Source organism: Micromonospora psammae (assembly GCF_036902725.1).
GTDB lineage: Bacteria > Actinomycetota > Actinomycetes > Mycobacteriales > Micromonosporaceae > Micromonospora.
On the sequence record NZ_JBAKHM010000001.1, the window covers coordinates 441,392 to 456,208 of the forward strand.

At 74.9% G+C, this 14,817-nt stretch carries 15 protein-coding genes; 10 read left to right on the forward strand and 5 right to left on the reverse strand.

The window, feature by feature from the left end; translation table 11 throughout:
* Positions 1 to 67: 67 nt before the first annotated feature.
* From V6U79_RS02050 to V6U79_RS02065, 4 genes are all read left to right on the forward strand, one after another.
* Positions 68 to 1,075 (forward strand): NAD(P)H-dependent glycerol-3-phosphate dehydrogenase, encoded by a 1,008-nt coding sequence (locus V6U79_RS02050; RefSeq protein WP_334533412.1) that lies wholly within the window; start codon positions 68 to 70, stop codon positions 1,073 to 1,075.
* 7 nt (positions 1,076 to 1,082) lie between these two features.
* A complete protein-coding gene (locus V6U79_RS02055) occupies positions 1,083 to 2,213 on the forward strand; it encodes a cystathionine gamma-lyase (RefSeq protein ID WP_334533414.1) in 1,131 nt (376 codons plus the stop codon).
* Positions 2,214 to 2,349: 136 nt separating this feature from the next.
* Complete coding sequence (locus tag V6U79_RS02060) at positions 2,350 to 3,141, forward strand: putative protein N(5)-glutamine methyltransferase (protein WP_334533443.1); 792 nt, start codon at positions 2,350 to 2,352, stop codon at positions 3,139 to 3,141.
* A gap of 129 nt (positions 3,142 to 3,270) precedes the next feature.
* Positions 3,271 to 4,323: an ROK family protein gene (locus V6U79_RS02065; RefSeq protein ID WP_334533417.1), complete on the forward strand. Its 1,053-nt coding sequence runs from the start codon at positions 3,271 to 3,273 to the stop codon at positions 4,321 to 4,323.
* A 43-nt stretch (positions 4,324 to 4,366) separates the two neighbouring features.
* Here V6U79_RS02065 and V6U79_RS02070 read toward each other — a convergent pair whose 3' ends face one another.
* Positions 4,367 to 4,567, reverse strand: a complete 201-nt coding sequence (locus V6U79_RS02070; RefSeq protein ID WP_334533419.1) for a DUF397 domain-containing protein — start codon at positions 4,565 to 4,567, stop codon at positions 4,367 to 4,369.
* Between the two features lie 6 nt (positions 4,568 to 4,573).
* Positions 4,574 to 5,419: a helix-turn-helix domain-containing protein gene (locus tag V6U79_RS02075; protein ID WP_334533421.1), complete on the reverse strand. Its 846-nt coding sequence runs from the start codon at positions 5,417 to 5,419 to the stop codon at positions 4,574 to 4,576.
* A gap of 256 nt (positions 5,420 to 5,675) precedes the next feature.
* Here V6U79_RS02075 and V6U79_RS02080 point away from each other — a divergent pair, with 256 nt between their 5' ends.
* Both V6U79_RS02080 and V6U79_RS02085 read left to right on the forward strand, forming a co-directional pair.
* Positions 5,676 to 5,897: a hypothetical protein gene (locus V6U79_RS02080; RefSeq protein WP_334533423.1), complete on the forward strand. Its 222-nt coding sequence runs from the start codon at positions 5,676 to 5,678 to the stop codon at positions 5,895 to 5,897.
* A gap of 145 nt (positions 5,898 to 6,042) precedes the next feature.
* The gene (locus V6U79_RS02085) at positions 6,043 to 7,134 is read left to right on the forward strand and encodes a D-alanine--D-alanine ligase family protein (RefSeq protein ID WP_334533425.1); all 1,092 of its coding nucleotides are present in this window, start codon (positions 6,043 to 6,045) and stop codon (positions 7,132 to 7,134) included.
* A gap of 41 nt (positions 7,135 to 7,175) precedes the next feature.
* Here the strand turns inward: V6U79_RS02085 and V6U79_RS02090 are convergent, their stop codons facing one another.
* Together V6U79_RS02090 and V6U79_RS02095 are read right to left on the reverse strand one after the other, a co-directional pair.
* Entirely contained in the window at positions 7,176 to 7,823 is a 648-nt protein-coding gene (locus tag V6U79_RS02090; RefSeq protein WP_334533428.1) for a DUF3515 family protein, read from the reverse strand.
* Positions 7,824 to 8,057, reverse strand: a complete 234-nt coding sequence (locus tag V6U79_RS02095; RefSeq protein ID WP_013284547.1) for an Lrp/AsnC ligand binding domain-containing protein — start codon at positions 8,055 to 8,057, stop codon at positions 7,824 to 7,826.
* A gap of 122 nt (positions 8,058 to 8,179) precedes the next feature.
* On the opposite strand from V6U79_RS02095, the gene V6U79_RS02100 reads away from it, so the two are divergent.
* Both V6U79_RS02100 and V6U79_RS02105 read left to right on the forward strand, forming a co-directional pair.
* Positions 8,180 to 9,118: a thiamine-phosphate kinase gene (locus V6U79_RS02100; protein WP_334533431.1), complete on the forward strand. Its 939-nt coding sequence runs from the start codon at positions 8,180 to 8,182 to the stop codon at positions 9,116 to 9,118.
* 28 nt (positions 9,119 to 9,146) lie between these two features.
* Complete coding sequence (locus tag V6U79_RS02105; RefSeq protein ID WP_334533434.1) at positions 9,147 to 9,608, forward strand: GNAT family N-acetyltransferase; 462 nt, start codon at positions 9,147 to 9,149, stop codon at positions 9,606 to 9,608.
* A 141-nt stretch (positions 9,609 to 9,749) separates the two neighbouring features.
* On the opposite strand, the gene rpmB is transcribed toward V6U79_RS02105, so the two are convergent.
* Positions 9,750 to 9,941: a 50S ribosomal protein L28 gene (gene rpmB, locus V6U79_RS02110; protein WP_007456456.1), complete on the reverse strand. Its 192-nt coding sequence runs from the start codon at positions 9,939 to 9,941 to the stop codon at positions 9,750 to 9,752.
* Between the two features lie 329 nt (positions 9,942 to 10,270).
* Between rpmB and V6U79_RS02115 the strand changes: the two genes are divergently transcribed.
* Complete coding sequence (locus V6U79_RS02115; RefSeq protein ID WP_334533437.1) at positions 10,271 to 11,896, forward strand: DAK2 domain-containing protein; 1,626 nt, start codon at positions 10,271 to 10,273, stop codon at positions 11,894 to 11,896.
* On the forward strand, positions 11,893 to 14,094 hold the full coding sequence (recG, locus tag V6U79_RS02120; protein WP_334533440.1) for an ATP-dependent DNA helicase RecG: 2,202 nt from the start codon (positions 11,893 to 11,895) through the stop codon (positions 14,092 to 14,094). The genes V6U79_RS02115 and recG overlap by 4 nt, the downstream gene beginning before the upstream one ends.
* Positions 14,095 to 14,817 lie beyond the last annotated feature (723 nt).

Sequence of the window (14,817 nt, forward strand, 5' to 3'; positions counted from 1 at the left end):
GCGGGCGGACCGCCAGGGGTGGAGCGGTGGTGCCGCGCGGCGGCGCCGACGGCAGGGAGGCGACGGCATGAGTGGCCACGTGGCGGTGCTGGGGGCCGGTTCCTGGGGGACCGCCTTCGCCAAGATCCTCGCCGACGCCGGGCGGGACGTGACGATGTGGGCCCGGCGGGAGTCGGTGGCCGAGGCGATCCGGACCCGCCGCCGCAACCCGGACTACCTGCCGGAGCTGCGGCTGCCCGAGCGGGTCACCGCGACCGGCGACGCCGCCAAGGCGATCGCCGGCGCCGAGCTGGTGGTGCTCTCGGTGCCCTCGCAGACGCTGCGCGGCAACCTCGCCGAGTGGGCCGGCCACCTCGCCCCGGACTCCACCCTGGTCTCCCTGATGAAGGGCATCGAGCTCGGCACCACCAAGCGGATGAGCGAGGTGATCGTGGAGACCGCCCGGGTCAGCCCGGACCGGGTGGTGGTGGTATCCGGCCCCAACCTCGCCCCGGAGATCGCCGCCGAGCAGCCCGCCGCGACCGTGGTGGCCGGCACCGACCCCCGGCGTGCCGCGCTGGTGCAGGCGTCGATCCGGACGCCGTACTTCCGGCCCTACACCAACGACGACGTGACCGGCTGCGAGCTGGGCGGGGCGGTCAAGAACGTCATCGCCCTGGCGTACGGCATCGCCACCGCGATGGGCTTCGGCGACAACACCCGGGCGATGCTGATGACCCGCGGGCTCGCCGAGACCGCCCGGCTGGGCGTGGCGCTCGGCGCCGACCCGATCACCTTCGCCGGGCTCGCCGGCATGGGCGACCTGGTCGCCTCCTGCTCGTCGCCGCTGGCCCGCAACCGCACCTTCGGCGAGCACCTGGGCCGGGGGGAGACGCTGGAGCAGGCGCAGGCGGCGACCCGGCAGACCGCCGAGGGGGTCAAGAGCTGCCTGGCGATCCGGGACCTGGCCCGGGCGCACGGGGTGGAGATGCCGATCACCGAGCAGATCGAGCGGATCTGCCACGAGGGCATGGACCCCCGGCTGGCCGTGGACACCCTGATGAGCCGGACCGCCAAGCCCGAGTCGTACGAATGAGGCCCCGGTGACCGACTTCCACGACGGCACCCGGTGCGTCCGGGCCGGGCTGCCCGAGCCGGCCCCGGGCGACCCGTTCCTGCCCGGACCGGTCTTCGCCGCGCCGTACCACCTCGACCCGTGGCAGGGCCCGGCCGCCTCGGCCAACGGCTACGGTCGGCCGGACAACCCCACCCGCCGGCTGCTCGAGGCGGCCATCGGTGAGCTGGAGGGGGGCGACTGCCGGGTCTTCGCCAGCGGGCAGGCCGCCATCACCGGGCTGCTGCTGGCCGTGCTGCGGCCCGGGGACACCGTGCTGCTCCCCGCCGACGGATACTTCCCGGTGCGCGCCTTCGCCACCGCCACCCTGGAGGGGATCGGGGTGCGGGTCGGGTTCGTGCCGACGGCCGGGCCGTACCCGTCCTTCGAGGGCGTGCGGCTGCTGCTGCTGGAGACCCCGGCCAACCCGGGGCTGGACGTGGCCGACGTCGCCGCGCTCGCCGAGCGGGCCCACGCCGCCGGCGCGCTGGTGGCCGTCGACAACACCACCGCCACCCCGCTCGGGCAGCGCCCGCTGGACCTCGGCGCGGACCTGGTCGTCGCCTCCGGCACCAAGGCGCTCACCGGGCACTCGGACCTGCTGCTCGGCTACCTGGCGTCCCGCTCGGCGGAGCTGCTGGAGACGGTGACGAGCTGGCGTACCGCCACCGGCGCGGTGCCCGGCGCGTTCGACGCGTGGCTGGCGCACCGTTCACTGGCCACCCTGGACCTGCGGCTGGCCCGGCAGACCGCGAACGCGGCGGCCGTCGTCGAGCTGCTCGCCGGCCGTGCCGACGTGCGCGGGCTGCGCTGGCCGGGGCGGCCGGAGGATCCGGCGTACCCGGTGGCGTCGGCGCAGATGCGCCGGATGCCCGGGGTGCTCTCCTTCGACCTCGGCGACGCCGACCGGGTCGCCCGGTTCGTCGAGGCCGCCCGGCTGGTGGCCGCCGCGACCTCGTTCGGCGGGCTGCACACCACCGCCGACCGGCGGGCCCAGTGGGGCGACGACACCGCGCCGGGGTTCGTCCGGCTCTCCTGCGGGGCCGAGGACACCGCCGACCTGGTCGCCGACATCGCGGCCGCGCTGGACGCCGCCGGGCCGACCCGTCCGTTATCGTGAGGCCGGCCCGCAGCAGGCCCGACCGGGGGAGGTGAGTCCGATCCGCCAGACGACCGGACCGGCGCTCCCCGCCGGGTCCCCGTCGCCGGAGTAGGCGACGGCGGGAGCGCCGATGAGCGTTCCCGAGAGGCATCCCATGACACCGACCTCGTTCCACCCCGACCGTCCCGCCCTCGTCGGGCGGCTGCGCGCCGCCGGCTGCGTCTTCGCCGAGGATGAGGCGGAGCTGCTGATCGCCGCCGCCGACTCGCCCGAGGCGCTGACCGCGCTGGCCGACCGCCGGGTCGCCGGCCAGCCACTGGAGTACCTGCTCGGCTGGGCCGAGTTCTGCGGCCTGCGGGTCGCCGTCGACGCCGGCGTCTTCGTGCCACGGGGTCGTACCGCCCTGCTGGTGGAGGCCGCGGCGGCGGTCGCCGGACCGGCGCCGGCGGTGGTCGACCTCTGCTGCGGCTCCGGTGCCATCGCCGTGGCGCTCGCCGAGCGGCTGGCCCCGCGCTGGCTCGCCGCCGTTGACGTGGACCCGGCCGCGGTGGCCTGCGCCCGGCGCAACCTCGCCGGCCGCGACGTCGCGGTCCTGCTGGGCGACCTGTACGAACCGCTGCCCCGCGACCGGCGGGGACGGCTGGACCTGGTGGTGGCCAACGCCCCTTACGTCCCGACGGCGGCGGTGGCGCTGCTGCCGCCGGAGGCGCGGCTGCACGAGGCGCCGGTGGCGCTGGACGGCGGCGCCGACGGGCTGGCCGTGCTGCGCCGGGTGGCCGCCGGCGCGGTGGACTGGCTGGCCCCCGGCGGTCACCTGGTGGTCGAGACGAGCGACCGGCAGGCGGAGGCGCTCTGCGCGTCCATGCGGGCGCTGGGTCTGGCGCCGAGGGTGCTGCGCGCGCCGGAGTGGGACGCCACCGCGGTCACCGCCCGCCGGCCGGGCTGAGCGGGCCGGTCCGCCGGGCGGGGCCGAGCGGGCGGGCTCGGCGGATCGTCCGGGCGGGCTGGCCGTTCGCGGCATGGCGGGGGCGGGAAAGGGGAACTAGCTTCGCCATCAGGTTGGCATCGGGAGGCGGTGGGCGGCTTGGACGTGCCGGTGGTGGTCGGCCTGGACAACGGTGGCACGAGCGACAACGCCACCGTGCTCACCCTGGACGGCCGGTTCCTGGTCGACGGGCTGCTGGAGATCCCCAGCGAGGTCCAGGCCGGTCCGGAGGCGGCGATCGAGGCGCTGGCCCGCGCGCTGGACGGCGTGCTGGCGCACACCGGCGTACCGCGGGAGCTGGTGCGGGCGGTCGGGCTGGACACGCCCGGCCCGGCCAGCGCCACCGGGGTCATCTCGTCCCGGGGGTCGACCAACTTCGCCCAGCCGGCCTGGCACGGCTACGACGTGCGCGGCGCGCTGGAGCGGCGGCTCGGCCTGCCGGTGGTCTACCACAACGACGGCAACGCGGCCGCGCTCTACGCCCACCACGTCCACTTCGGGGCGGACGCGATGACCCGGTCCTCGGTGTCGGCCATCGTCGGTACCGGGCTCGGTGGTGGCGTGGTGGAGAACGGCCGGGTGGTCACCGGCGCGGCCGGGATGGCCGGCGAGTTCGGGCACGTGCACATCCCGCTGACCAACCTGCTCGCCCCCGGCCAGCCGGAGCCGACCTGCGCCTGTGGCTTCGTCGGGGACGCCGAGAGCGTCGCCTCGCTGACCGGGATCCGGCGCAGCCTGCTGCCGTACTGGCTGACCCGCCACCCCGGCCACCCGCTCGCCGCCGAGCCGGTCGACCGGGCCGCCAAGCTGCTGCGGGGGTACGCCGAGCGGGGTGACGAGCTGGCCCGTGAGGTCTTCGCCCAGCAGGCGGCGGCGCTGGGCCGGCTGTTCACCATCGCGGCCAACTTCACCGACCCGCACGCGTACTTCGTCGGGGGTGGCGTGGTGGAGGCGGCGCCGGAGTTCCGGGAGTGGTTCCTCGCCGTCGTGCGGGAGCACACCGTGCTCCGCGCCGAGCAGGCCGCGGTGGCGACCTTCGCCCTGGTGCCGGACCGGGACATGGCCGGCGCGCGTGGCGTGGCCATCGCCGCCCTGGAGAGCCTCCGCGCGGCCCCGGCCCCCCGACCCACCCTGGCTGCCTGACCCCACCCGCGACCGCCCTCGGGCGGCGCGGGTGGGAAAGCGGTCAGGGGCGGGGCGGGGCGGTGGTGAAGGCGGCCCAGGCGGTCGGGGGGAAGAGCAGCACCGGGCCGGCCGGGTCCTTGGAGTCGCGGACCGCCACCAGGTCCGGCACGGTCGCCAGCTCCACGCAGGCGCCCTGGTCGCCGCTGTATGTGCTCTTGCGCCACCTGGCCGTCGCCAGCGCCGCGGTGATCGTCGGTGTCATCGGTTCCTACCGTCCCTTCTGCAGTTCGAGGAGCTGGTCGCGGCTGTCGGCGGGGCTGAGCGCGACGGTCCGCAGGTGTTCCATGATCTTGGTGCAGGTACGCAGGTCGCCGGGGCGGTCGAGGACCATCTGCCCGGCGACGGTCTCCACCGAGGCGATGATCGGATCCTCCGGGTCGGCGAACTCCAGGATGTGCAGCGAGCCGCGGGTGCCGCGGTGGTAGCCGGCGGCCAGCGGGATCACCTGGACGGTGACGTTCGGCAGCTCGGCCATCTTCAGCAGGTGGCGTAGCTGGCCGGCCATCGCCGTCCGGTCGCCGACCGGGCGCAGCAGCGCGCCCTCGTCGATGATCGCGTCGAAGATGGGCGGGTCGGTGGCGGTGAGCCGTTGCTGCCGGTCCAGCCGGAGCTTGACCCGTTGCTCCACCTGGTCGTCGCCGAGGGTGTGCGGGCCGCCGCGCATCACGCCGCGGATGTAGTCGGCGGTCTGCAACAGGCCGGGCACCACCGAGGGCTCGAAGTTGGCGATGCCGGTGGCCTCCGCCTCCAGGGCGATGAAGTCGATGGTGCGCTTGTCCAGCAGGTGCGAGTACGGCACCCACCAGCCCGGCTTGCGGGTGTCCTTGGCCAGCTGCACCGCCGCCGCGATGTCGTCGGACCCGACGCCGTAGAGGCTCAGCAGCGCGCGGACGGTGGCAGGACTGACCAGGGTCTGCGCGTTCTCGTAGCGGGACAGGGTGCTGCGGGTGCTGTTGATCTCGTCGGCGGCGGCCTCGAGGGTGAGGCCGGCGGCCTCGCGGTGGGTACGCAGCGCGATGCCCAGCCTGCGGGCCCGGGCGGTCTTCGGAGCCATGCGTCGATGGTGACATATGTCCTTGGGAATGTGTGCATGAGAGAACGTCGATGAGAGTTGCATTCACGCGTGTCCACCTGTCAATCTGTGACGGCGTCCTCACCCGCGGTTGTCGTGGCGACGGCGAGGGTGAGTGACCGGAGGGGATGGGGCACGTGGCGATCGGGGTTACTCCCCCGTACCCGATCGCCACGGGCCCGCCGCCGCGCGGTGATGAGGGGCTGATGTGGGTGTCCGGATGCCGGGATGGGTCGTGATGACCAGGTTCCTCGTCGTGCTCACCGACGTCCGTCATGTCGAGGGGGAGGCCCGCGACGAGCGGAACCGCCCGGAGCGCCGCCGGCAGGTCGTCGGGGCGAACAGCCGCGAGGCCGCGGACCGGATCGCCGGCGCCTTCATGGCCCTGGGCATGGTCCGCGCCGGCCGGCAGCGGGTGAAGGTGATCGCGGTCGGCCGCCGGCACGGCACCGACCGTTAGTCACGCACCGTATCGGTACGTTCGACCGTTTGCGAGGGACACACGCGTCCTCCCGGGTATGGCCATCGGTCCGCCGCCACCCACAGTAAGGTCAACCGGGTGAGCCGCCGGCGGCTCCGCAGTCGCGTACCGAGAGGTGACCCCAGTGACCACCCCAGGCAAGACCCGCGTGGCCATCGTCTTCGGCGGACGCAGCCCCGAGCACGGCATCTCCTGCGTCAGCGCCGGCAGCGTGCTCGGCGCGCTCGACCCCGACGAGTTCGAGGTGGTGCCCGTCGGCATCACCCGGCAGGGCCAGTGGGTGTTGACCAACGGCGACCCGGGCCAGCTGTCGATCCAGGCGCGCAAGCTGCCCGAGATCACCGCCGGCTCCGGCGCCGAGGTGGTGCTGCGCGCCGACCCGACCGCCGGTGGCCTGATGGTGCTCGACCCGACCGACGGGCCCCGGGCGCTGGCCGACGTCGACGTGGTGTTCCCGGTGCTGCACGGCGCGTACGGCGAGGACGGCACCATCCAGGGCATGCTGGAGATGGCCGACATCCCCTACGTCGGCGCGAACGTCTTCGCCTCCGCCGCGGCGATGGACAAGGAGTTCACCAAGAAGCTCTGCGTCGCCGAGGGCATCCCGGTCGGCCCGTACGTGGTGCTGCGCAACGGCATGACGCTGCGCGAGGAGGACAAGGAGCGGCTCGGCCTGCCGGTCTTCGTCAAGCCGTCGCGCGCCGGCTCGTCCTTCGGCATCACCAAGGTCGACGACTGGGCGCAGCTCGACGCCGCCGTCGCCACCGCCCGCGAGATCGACACCAAGGTGCTGATCGAGGCCGCGGTCGTCGGCCGCGAGATCGAGTGCGGGGTGCTGGAGGGTGAGGCCGGCGGCGCCCCGGAGGCGTCCGTGCTGGCCGAGGTCCGGGTCGTCTCCGGCCACGACTGGTACGACTTCGAGGCGAAGTACATCGACGACGCCTGCGAGTACGACATCCCGGCCGGCCTGCCGGACCGGGTGACCCGCCAGGTGCAGGAGTACGCCACCCGCGCCTTCACCGCGCTGGACTGCTCCGGGCTGGCCCGGGTCGACTTCTTCGTCACCCCCGAGCTGGACGTCTATCTCAACGAGATCAACACCATGCCCGGGTTCACCCCGACGTCGATGTTCCCCCGGATGTGGGCCGCCTCCGGCCTGGAATACCCCAAGCTGGTCAACCGCCTCATCCGGACCGCCCTGCACCGCGACCGCTGAGCGGGACGACCGCCGGCGTCCGCGGCGCGGGGCGGCAGCGGTCAGCGGCGGCAGCCGGTGGGCGGAGTGCCGCCCGACGGGACCGAGGCGACGATCGTGTCGGAGATCGGCGACACCCGCTGCAACGCCGGACCGTAGGAGCGGGGCACCCGGACGGTGACCGGGACCTCCCGGTCCACCGCGGTGAGCACGGTCGCCCCGGTCTCCTCCTTCGCGTGCCAGCAGACCTTGTTGACCACCCAGACGTCGTCGGTCAGCCCGATCGCCGGCGCGGCGGCGCCGCAGGCCACGGTCAGCGCCGGATCGCCGTACGCGGCGTTCTGCTCGGCGCCCGCGGTGACCGGCCGCTGGGCCAGGTCGCCGACGGTCTGCGGCAGTTGCGACATCAGCGCCCGGCAGACCACGCCGGGGCGCTCGGCCAGCGCCGGGGCGGCCATCTCGACCGGGGCGGTGGACTGCGCCGAGGCGGAGGTCACGGCCGGGCCCGGCGCGGCGGCCGGCTGCTCGGGGGCCAGCTTCGCGAAGGTGAACCCGGCCACCGCGACGGTGACCGGCACCGCGACCAGGGAGGCGATCAGGGCGGCCCGCCGGGTCGACCGGTCCCAGCCGGCGCCGGGCCGGTCGTCGGTCGACGGCGTGCCGCTCCCGGAGCGGGAGCCGGCGGTCGGGGAGGAAGTGATCTGGTCCACTTACAGTCGCACCACCGAACACGTGAGGGTGCGGGTGATGCCGGGCACCATCTGCACCTTGCTGACGATGAGCTTGCCGAGCTCGTCGACGGTGTTCGCCTCGGTGAGGACCACCACGTCGTACGGCCCGGTGACGGCGTCGACCCGGACCACACCGGCCAGGTCCGCGATGAGACCGGCCACGTCACGCGCCCGGCCGACCTCGGTCTGGATGAGGATGTACGCCTGTACCACGACTCGACCTCCGTCCGTCGCCGCCGCGGGGCGGCCCGAAGGGTGAAACTACCTTACGGAGCAGGCGTGATCCCTATCGGTGGTCGAGGGACAGCAGTGAGCGAGCGCGGCGAGAGGATGCCATGAGTGTCGCGGGTGTCGGCGAGTTCGGCCTGATCGACCGGATCACCGCCCGATTGACGTACGGATCGACGTGTCTGCTCGGCCCCGGCGACGACGCGGCGGTGGTGGCCGCGCCGGACCGGCGGGTGGTCGCCTCCACCGACGTGCTGGTCGAGGGGCGGCACTTCCGGCGGGACTGGTCGAGCGCGACGGACGTCGGGCACCGGGCGGCGGCGGCGAACCTGGCCGACATCGCCGCGATGGGAGCCACCCCGACCGCGCTGCTGGTCGCCCTCTGCATGCCGGCCGAGCTGGAGACCAGTTGGGCCGAGGGGCTGGCCGACGGGCTGGCTGCGGAGGCGGCCCGGGTCGGGGCGAGCGTGGTCGGCGGCGACATGTCCGCCAGCCCCACCCTGACCATCGCGGTGACCGCCCTCGGGGACCTCGGCGGCCGGCCGCCGGTGCTCCGCTCCGGCGCGCGCCCCGGCGACGTCGTCGCCCTGGCCGGGCGGGCCGGCTGGGCGGCCGCCGGGCTGACCGTGCTCTCCCGCGGCTTCCGCACCCCCCGACTGCTGGTCGAGGCGTACCGGCGGCCGGAGGTGCCGTACCCGGCCGGGCCGCACGCCGCCCGGCTGGGCGCCACCGCCATGATCGACGTGTCGGACGGCCTCCTGGCCGACCTGGGGCACGTGGCGAAGGCCAGCGGGGTCGGCATCGACGTGCACCGGGACGCCTTCGAGGTGCCCCGGCAGATGCGCGACGCCGCGCAGGCGCTCGGCGTCGACCCGTACACCTGGATCCTCGGCGGGGGCGACGACCACGCGCTGGTCGCGACCTTCCCCCGGTCGGTGGCCCTGCCGGCGGAGTGGCGCCCGATCGGCCGGGTGGCGGAGGGCGCCGGCGTCACCGTCGACGGCGCCGCCCACGCCGGTCCGGCCGGTTGGGACCACTTCCGGTAAGGGCCGCCAGCCGTCGTAACCTTTACCGGTGAGTGAGATCGAGATCCGGCCGCTGCCCTTCGACTCGCCGGTGGCGCAGTCGCTGATCCGGGCGGCCCTGGCCGACCTGGGTCAGCGCTACGGCGGCAGCGGCGACGAGACGCCGGTGGACGCGGCCGAGTTCACCCCGCCGCACGGCGTCTTCCTCGTCGCCCACCTCGACGGCGAGCCCGTCGGCTGCGGCGGCTGGCGCAGCCACGGCGACGACACCGCCGAGCTGAAGCGGATGTACACCGTCCCGGCCGCCCGGGGCCGCGGGGTGGCCCGCGCGGTGCTGGCCGCGGTCGAGGAGTCGGCCCGGTACCACGGCCGCAAGCGGATCATCCTGGAGTGCGGTGACAAGCAGCCCGAGGCGATCGCCATGTACACCGCCGCCGGGTACGAGCGGATCCCCAACTTCGGCTTCTACGCCGACGCGCCGGGCTGCCTCTCCTTCGGCCGTCCCCTGTAGCACCGGCCGGGCGCGGCGAGGCGTCGTCGCGCCTGACCGAACTCGGACAAGCGGCTCGACGGGACCCCGGACACCACAACACCGGCGGACCGTGACGGTCCGCCGGTGCTGGCGAATGTTCGAGCCGGAGGCGCTACCGCGTCAGGCGCGGGTGACCTTGCCGGCCTTGATGCACGAGGTGCAGACCTGCAGCTTCTTGGTGTTACCGCCACCGGCCGGGGTACGCACCGACTGGATGTTCGGGTTCCAGCGGCGGTTGGTCCGCCGGTGCGAGTGGGACACGTTGTGGCCGAAGCCCGGCCCCTTGCCACAGACGTCGCAGACGCTAGCCACGGGATACTCCTGGGATTGAAACGTTCATGAGGTCGCCGGCAGGTGCTGCACGGGCAACCTAGCCAGCTTACCCGATGACTCCTACCCCCGCCCAACCGGTCCGATGGGCCGGTGGGGACGTGAGGGCGGTCACCTGCCACGACGGCCGGCCCGCCCGCCCCGCGAGGACACCCGACGAAGGGACGCCATGAGGCTAGTGCCCGCCCCGGGAGCCGGCGTGATCGGGGCCCGTCCACCCGCCGGCCGCCCTGACCCGCGGCGCGGTGGACACGCCGGGGTGGGCCGGCCGACCCCGGCGGGTGTCGGTGCGCGCCAGTAGGCTTCTGGCCGTGTTGGACACCCTCGACGCCGCCGCGGTGCGCCGCTGGTGCGCGAGTGGGCTCACCGCGCTGCGGCGTCACCAGCGCGAGATCGACGACCTCAACGTCTACCCCGTGCCCGACGGGGACACCGGCACCAACATGGTGCTCACCCTCACCTCGGCCCAGCAGGCCCTGGCGATGGACCTGGAGACCCTCCCCGAGGACGGGCACACCCCGCACGGGCGCGCGCTGCGCCTGATGGCCCGGGGCGCGCTGCTCGGCGCCCGGGGCAACTCCGGGGTGATCCTGTCGCAGATCCTGCGCGGCCTGGCCGACGCGCTCGCCGACGCGCCGGCGGTGGACGGCCGGCAGCTGGCCGGTGCGCTGCGCCACGCCACCACCGCCGCGTACGCCGCGGTCGCCCACCCGGTCGAGGGCACCGTGCTCAGCGTGGTGGCCGCCGCCGCCGCGGCGGCCGAGCAGGCCGGGAGCGACGACCTGCGCACGGTGGCCCGGGCCGCGGCCGGGGAGGCGGGGCGGGCCCTGGCCCGCACCCCGGAGCAGCTGCCCGAGCTGGCCCGCGCCGGGGTGGTCGACGCCGGGGGCCGAGGGCTCTGCCTGCTCCTCGACGCGCTGGTCGAGGTGATCACGGGGGAGAGCCCACCCCGCTCGGCGCCGGTGACCCGCACGGTCCGCCCGCCGCTCACCACCGTCCGGGAGTCCGGCTCCGAGGAGTACGCCTACGAGGTGCAGTTCCTGCTCGACGCCGGGCACGAGGCGGTGGCCCGGCTGCGCGCCGAACTGGCGACGCTGGGCGACTCCCTGGTGGTGGTCGGCGACGGCGCCTCGCCCGCCGCGTCCACCACCTGGAACGTGCACGTGCACGTCAACGACGTCGGCGCGGCGGTCGAGGCGGGAGTCGTCGCCGGCCGGCCGTACCGGATCTCGGTGACCCGCTTCGCCGACCAGACCGCGCCGGCCCCACGGCCCGGCCCGGCGGCGGACGGCCGTGCGGCCGTGGTGGTCGCGGCCGGCGCGGGCATCGCGGAGCTCTTCACCGGCGAGGGCGCCACCGTGGTGCCCGGCAACCCCTCCACCGGCGAGCTGCTGGACGCCATCCGGGCCACCGCCGCCGCCCGGGTGGTGGTGCTTCCCAACGACCCGAACACCCAGGCGGTGGCGAGCGCCGCCGCCCGGGAGGCGCACGGGCTGGGCATCAAGGTGAGCGTGGTGCCGACCCGCTCGCCCGTGCAGGCGCTGGCCGCCCTCGCCGTCCGCGACCCGAAGCGGCGCTTCGAGGACGACGTCATCGCGATGGCCGAGGCGGCCGGCGCCTGCCGGTACGCCGAGGTCTGCCACGCCAGCCGGGAGGCGCTGACCGTCGCCGGCCCGTGCCGGCCGGGGGACGTGCTGGCGCTGGTCGAGGGGGAGGTCCACCTGATCGGCGCCGACCTGGTCGACACCTGCGCCGCGGTGGTCGACCGGATGCTGGGCGGCGGCGGCGAGCTGGTCACCCTGCTCACCGGCGTGGACGCCCCGGACGGCCTGGCCGAGGCGGTCCGGGCGCACGTCGGCCGGCGCTGGCCGTTCGTCGAGGTGCACGCGTACGAGGGCGGGCAGCCGCACTATCCGCTCCTGGTGGGGGTCGAATGACGTCCGAGCCGTCGACGGTGGACACGCCGCTGAAGAAGCTGGTCGGGGAGAAGACGGCGAAGGCCCTGGCCAGCCACCTCGACCTGCACACCGCCGGTGACCTGGTCTACCACTTCCCCCGCCGGTACGACGAGCGCGGCGAGCACACCGACATCCGCTCGCTCGACGTCGGCGAGCAGGTCACCGTGCTGGCCCAGGTGCAGCGCACCGCGGTGCGGCCGATGCGCCAGCGCCGGGGCAACCTGCTGGAGGTGACCGTCGGCGACGGCTCCGGCGGGGTGTTGACCCTGACCTTCTTCGGCAACCAGGCGTGGCGGGAGCGGGAGCTGCGCCCCGGCCGCTGGGGGCTCTTCGCCGGAAAGGTCACCGAGTTCCGGGGCAAGCGCCAGCTCAACGGCCCGGAGTACGTCCTGCTCGGCGAGGGTGGCGACGCGGAGGCGGCGGCGAACGAGGAGATCGAGGAGTTCGCCGGTGCGCTGATCCCGGTCTACCCGGCCGCCGCGGCCGTACCGACCTGGGTGATCGCCCGCTGCGTCCGGGTGGTGCTGGACACCTTCACCCCGCCCGAGGACCCCCTGCCGGCTACCGTGCGGGCCAGCCGCAACCTGGTCGGCATCGGCACCGCGCTGCGGGAGATCCACCGCCCGTCCAGCAAGGAGGAGCTGTACCGGGCGCGCCGCCGCCTCAAGTGGGACGAGGCGTTCGCCGTGCAGCTCACCCTGGTGCAGCGCAAGGCGCGGGCCGCGTCCTGGCCGGCGAAGGCCCGACCGCCCCGCGCCGGTGGCCTGCTCGACGCGTTCGACGCCCGACTGCCGTACGAACTGACGCCCGGTCAGCACGACGTCGGCGCCGAGATCGCCGCCGACCTGGCCACCCCGCACCCGATGCACCGGCTGCTCCAGGGCGAGGTCGGCTCCGGCAAGACCGTCGTCGCGTTGCGGGCGATGCTCCAGGTGGTCGACGCCGGGGGCCAGGCGGCCCTGCTCGCCCCGACGGAGGTGCTCGCCGCGCAGCACCACCGGGGCATGCTCGACCTGCTCGGCCCGCTGGCCCAGGCCGGTGAGCTGGGCGCCGCCGACGGCGCCACCCGGGTGGAGCTGGTCACCGGCTCGCTCGGCGCGGCCGCCCGGCGGCGGGCCCTGGCGGAGGTCGCCGAGGGGCGGGCCGGCATCGTGCTCGGCACCCACGCCCTGCTCTACGAGGGGGTCGACTTCGCCGACCTGGGGCTGGTGGTGGTCGACGAGCAGCACCGGTTCGGCGTGGAGCAGCGGGACGCGCTGCGGTCCAAGGCCGACCAGCCGCCGCACGTGCTGGTGATGACCGCGACCCCGATCCCGCGCACGGTGGCCATGACCGTCTACGGCGACCTGGAGACCTCCACCCTGTCCCAGCTGCCGCAGGGCCGCTCGCCGATCGCCTCGCACGTGGTGCCCGCCGCGGAGAAGCCGGCCTTCCTGGACCGGGCCTGGCGCCGGCTGCGCGAGGAGGTCGCCGCCGGCCACCAGGCGTACGTGGTCTGCCCACGGATCGGGGAGGGGCCGCAGAGTGAGGAGGAGCCGCCGCCGGAGGACGACAACGGACGGCGGCCCCCGCTGGCCGTGACCGAGGTGGCGCCGCTGCTGGCCGAGGGACCGCTGCACGGGCTGCGGATCGGCGTCCTGCACGGCAAGCTGCCCGCCGACGAGAAGGACGCCGTGATGCGCTCCTTCGCCGATGGCAAGCTGGACGTGCTGGTCGCCACCACCGTGGTGGAGGTGGGCGTCAACGTGCCCAACGCCACCGTGATGATCGTGCTGGACGCCGACCGGTTCGGCGTCTCCCAGCTGCACCAGCTTCGCGGCCGGGTCGGCCGGGGCTCGGCCGCCGGGCTCTGCCTGCTGGTCACCGAGGCGGCCGAGGGGTCGTCGGCCCGGGAGCGGCTGGACGCGGTGGCCTCCACCACCGACGGCTTCAAGCTGGCCGAGCTGGATCTGGAGCAGCGCCGCGAGGGCGACGTGCTGGGCGCGACCCAGTCGGGCCGCCGTTCGCACCTGCGCCTGCTCTCCCTGCTGCGCGACACCGACCTGATCCGGGACGCCCGGGCCGAGGCGGTAACCCTGGTCGAGGAGGACCCGGAGCTGGCCCGGCATCCGGCCCTGGCCGCCTCGGTCGCCGCGCTGGTCGACGAGGAGCGGGCGGAGTACCTCGAAAAGGGCTGAGTCCCCGCCCCGGCCCCTGGCTCGCCGTCGTCGTATCCCACTTGGCTTGCTGCCGTGCCTGCCCCCCACGTGCCTGTCGGGTGCCTACCCGTCGTGTCTCTGCCCGTCGTGTGCCCGCTCTGGTGAGAGCCGGGCACGCCTTCGCGGACGCCCTTGGTGCGTGTCCGTCTCTGCGGCCGAAATGCCGATCTGTGGGTGGCCGGCTGTTGCGGCCGGTCGCCGATCTGCGGCGGCTGGCTGTCGCCCGCGTCTGCCCGGTCACCTGTGGCACGGCCTTTAGAGCTGATGACGTAAACGACTCAGAAACCGTGGCACCGAGGCGGTAGCGATGGCAGTGACGGTCCGAGCCTCGGCGGTGAGTCATCTGCGTCATCAGCTCTAAAGGCAGCCGAACAAGTCTTCGCCGCCCGGAGGCGGACCGGCGGAGACGGTAGGGCGGGGCGAAGTGCGAGGGCGGAAGCAGGAGGGAACGCCCTGACGGACCGGCGGGGCGGACGGCGGCGAAGCCGGGTCCGACTGATCGGCGGCGACCGACCGGCGGCGTGGGCGGACCGATGGCGACGGACCGGCGGCGTGGGCGGGCCGACGGCGACGGACCGAAGGCGACTGACCGGCAGCGGGGGCGGACCGGGGGCGACCGACCGGCGGAGGGCGGACCGGCGGCGGAAGGGAAGGGGAGCGGAAGGGCGGAGCAGGGGCCGGCGGGGCTAAAGGGCGGGGGCG

Coding starts and splice junctions, on each gene's coding strand:
- V6U79_RS02050 (WP_334533412.1), top strand. CDS start 68: ATGAGTGGCCACGTGGCGGTGCTGGGGGCCGGTTCCTGGGGGACCGCC.
- V6U79_RS02060 (WP_334533443.1), top strand. CDS start 2,350: ATGACACCGACCTCGTTCCACCCCGACCGTCCCGCCCTCGTCGGGCGG.
- V6U79_RS02070 (WP_334533419.1), bottom strand. CDS start 4,567: ATGACACCGACGATCACCGCGGCGCTGGCGACGGCCAGGTGGCGCAAG.
- V6U79_RS02075 (WP_334533421.1), bottom strand. CDS start 5,419: ATGGCTCCGAAGACCGCCCGGGCCCGCAGGCTGGGCATCGCGCTGCGT.
- V6U79_RS02080 (WP_334533423.1), top strand. CDS start 5,676: ATGACCAGGTTCCTCGTCGTGCTCACCGACGTCCGTCATGTCGAGGGG.
- V6U79_RS02100 (WP_334533431.1), top strand. CDS start 8,180: ATGAGTGTCGCGGGTGTCGGCGAGTTCGGCCTGATCGACCGGATCACC.
- recG (WP_334533440.1), top strand. CDS start 11,893: ATGACGTCCGAGCCGTCGACGGTGGACACGCCGCTGAAGAAGCTGGTC.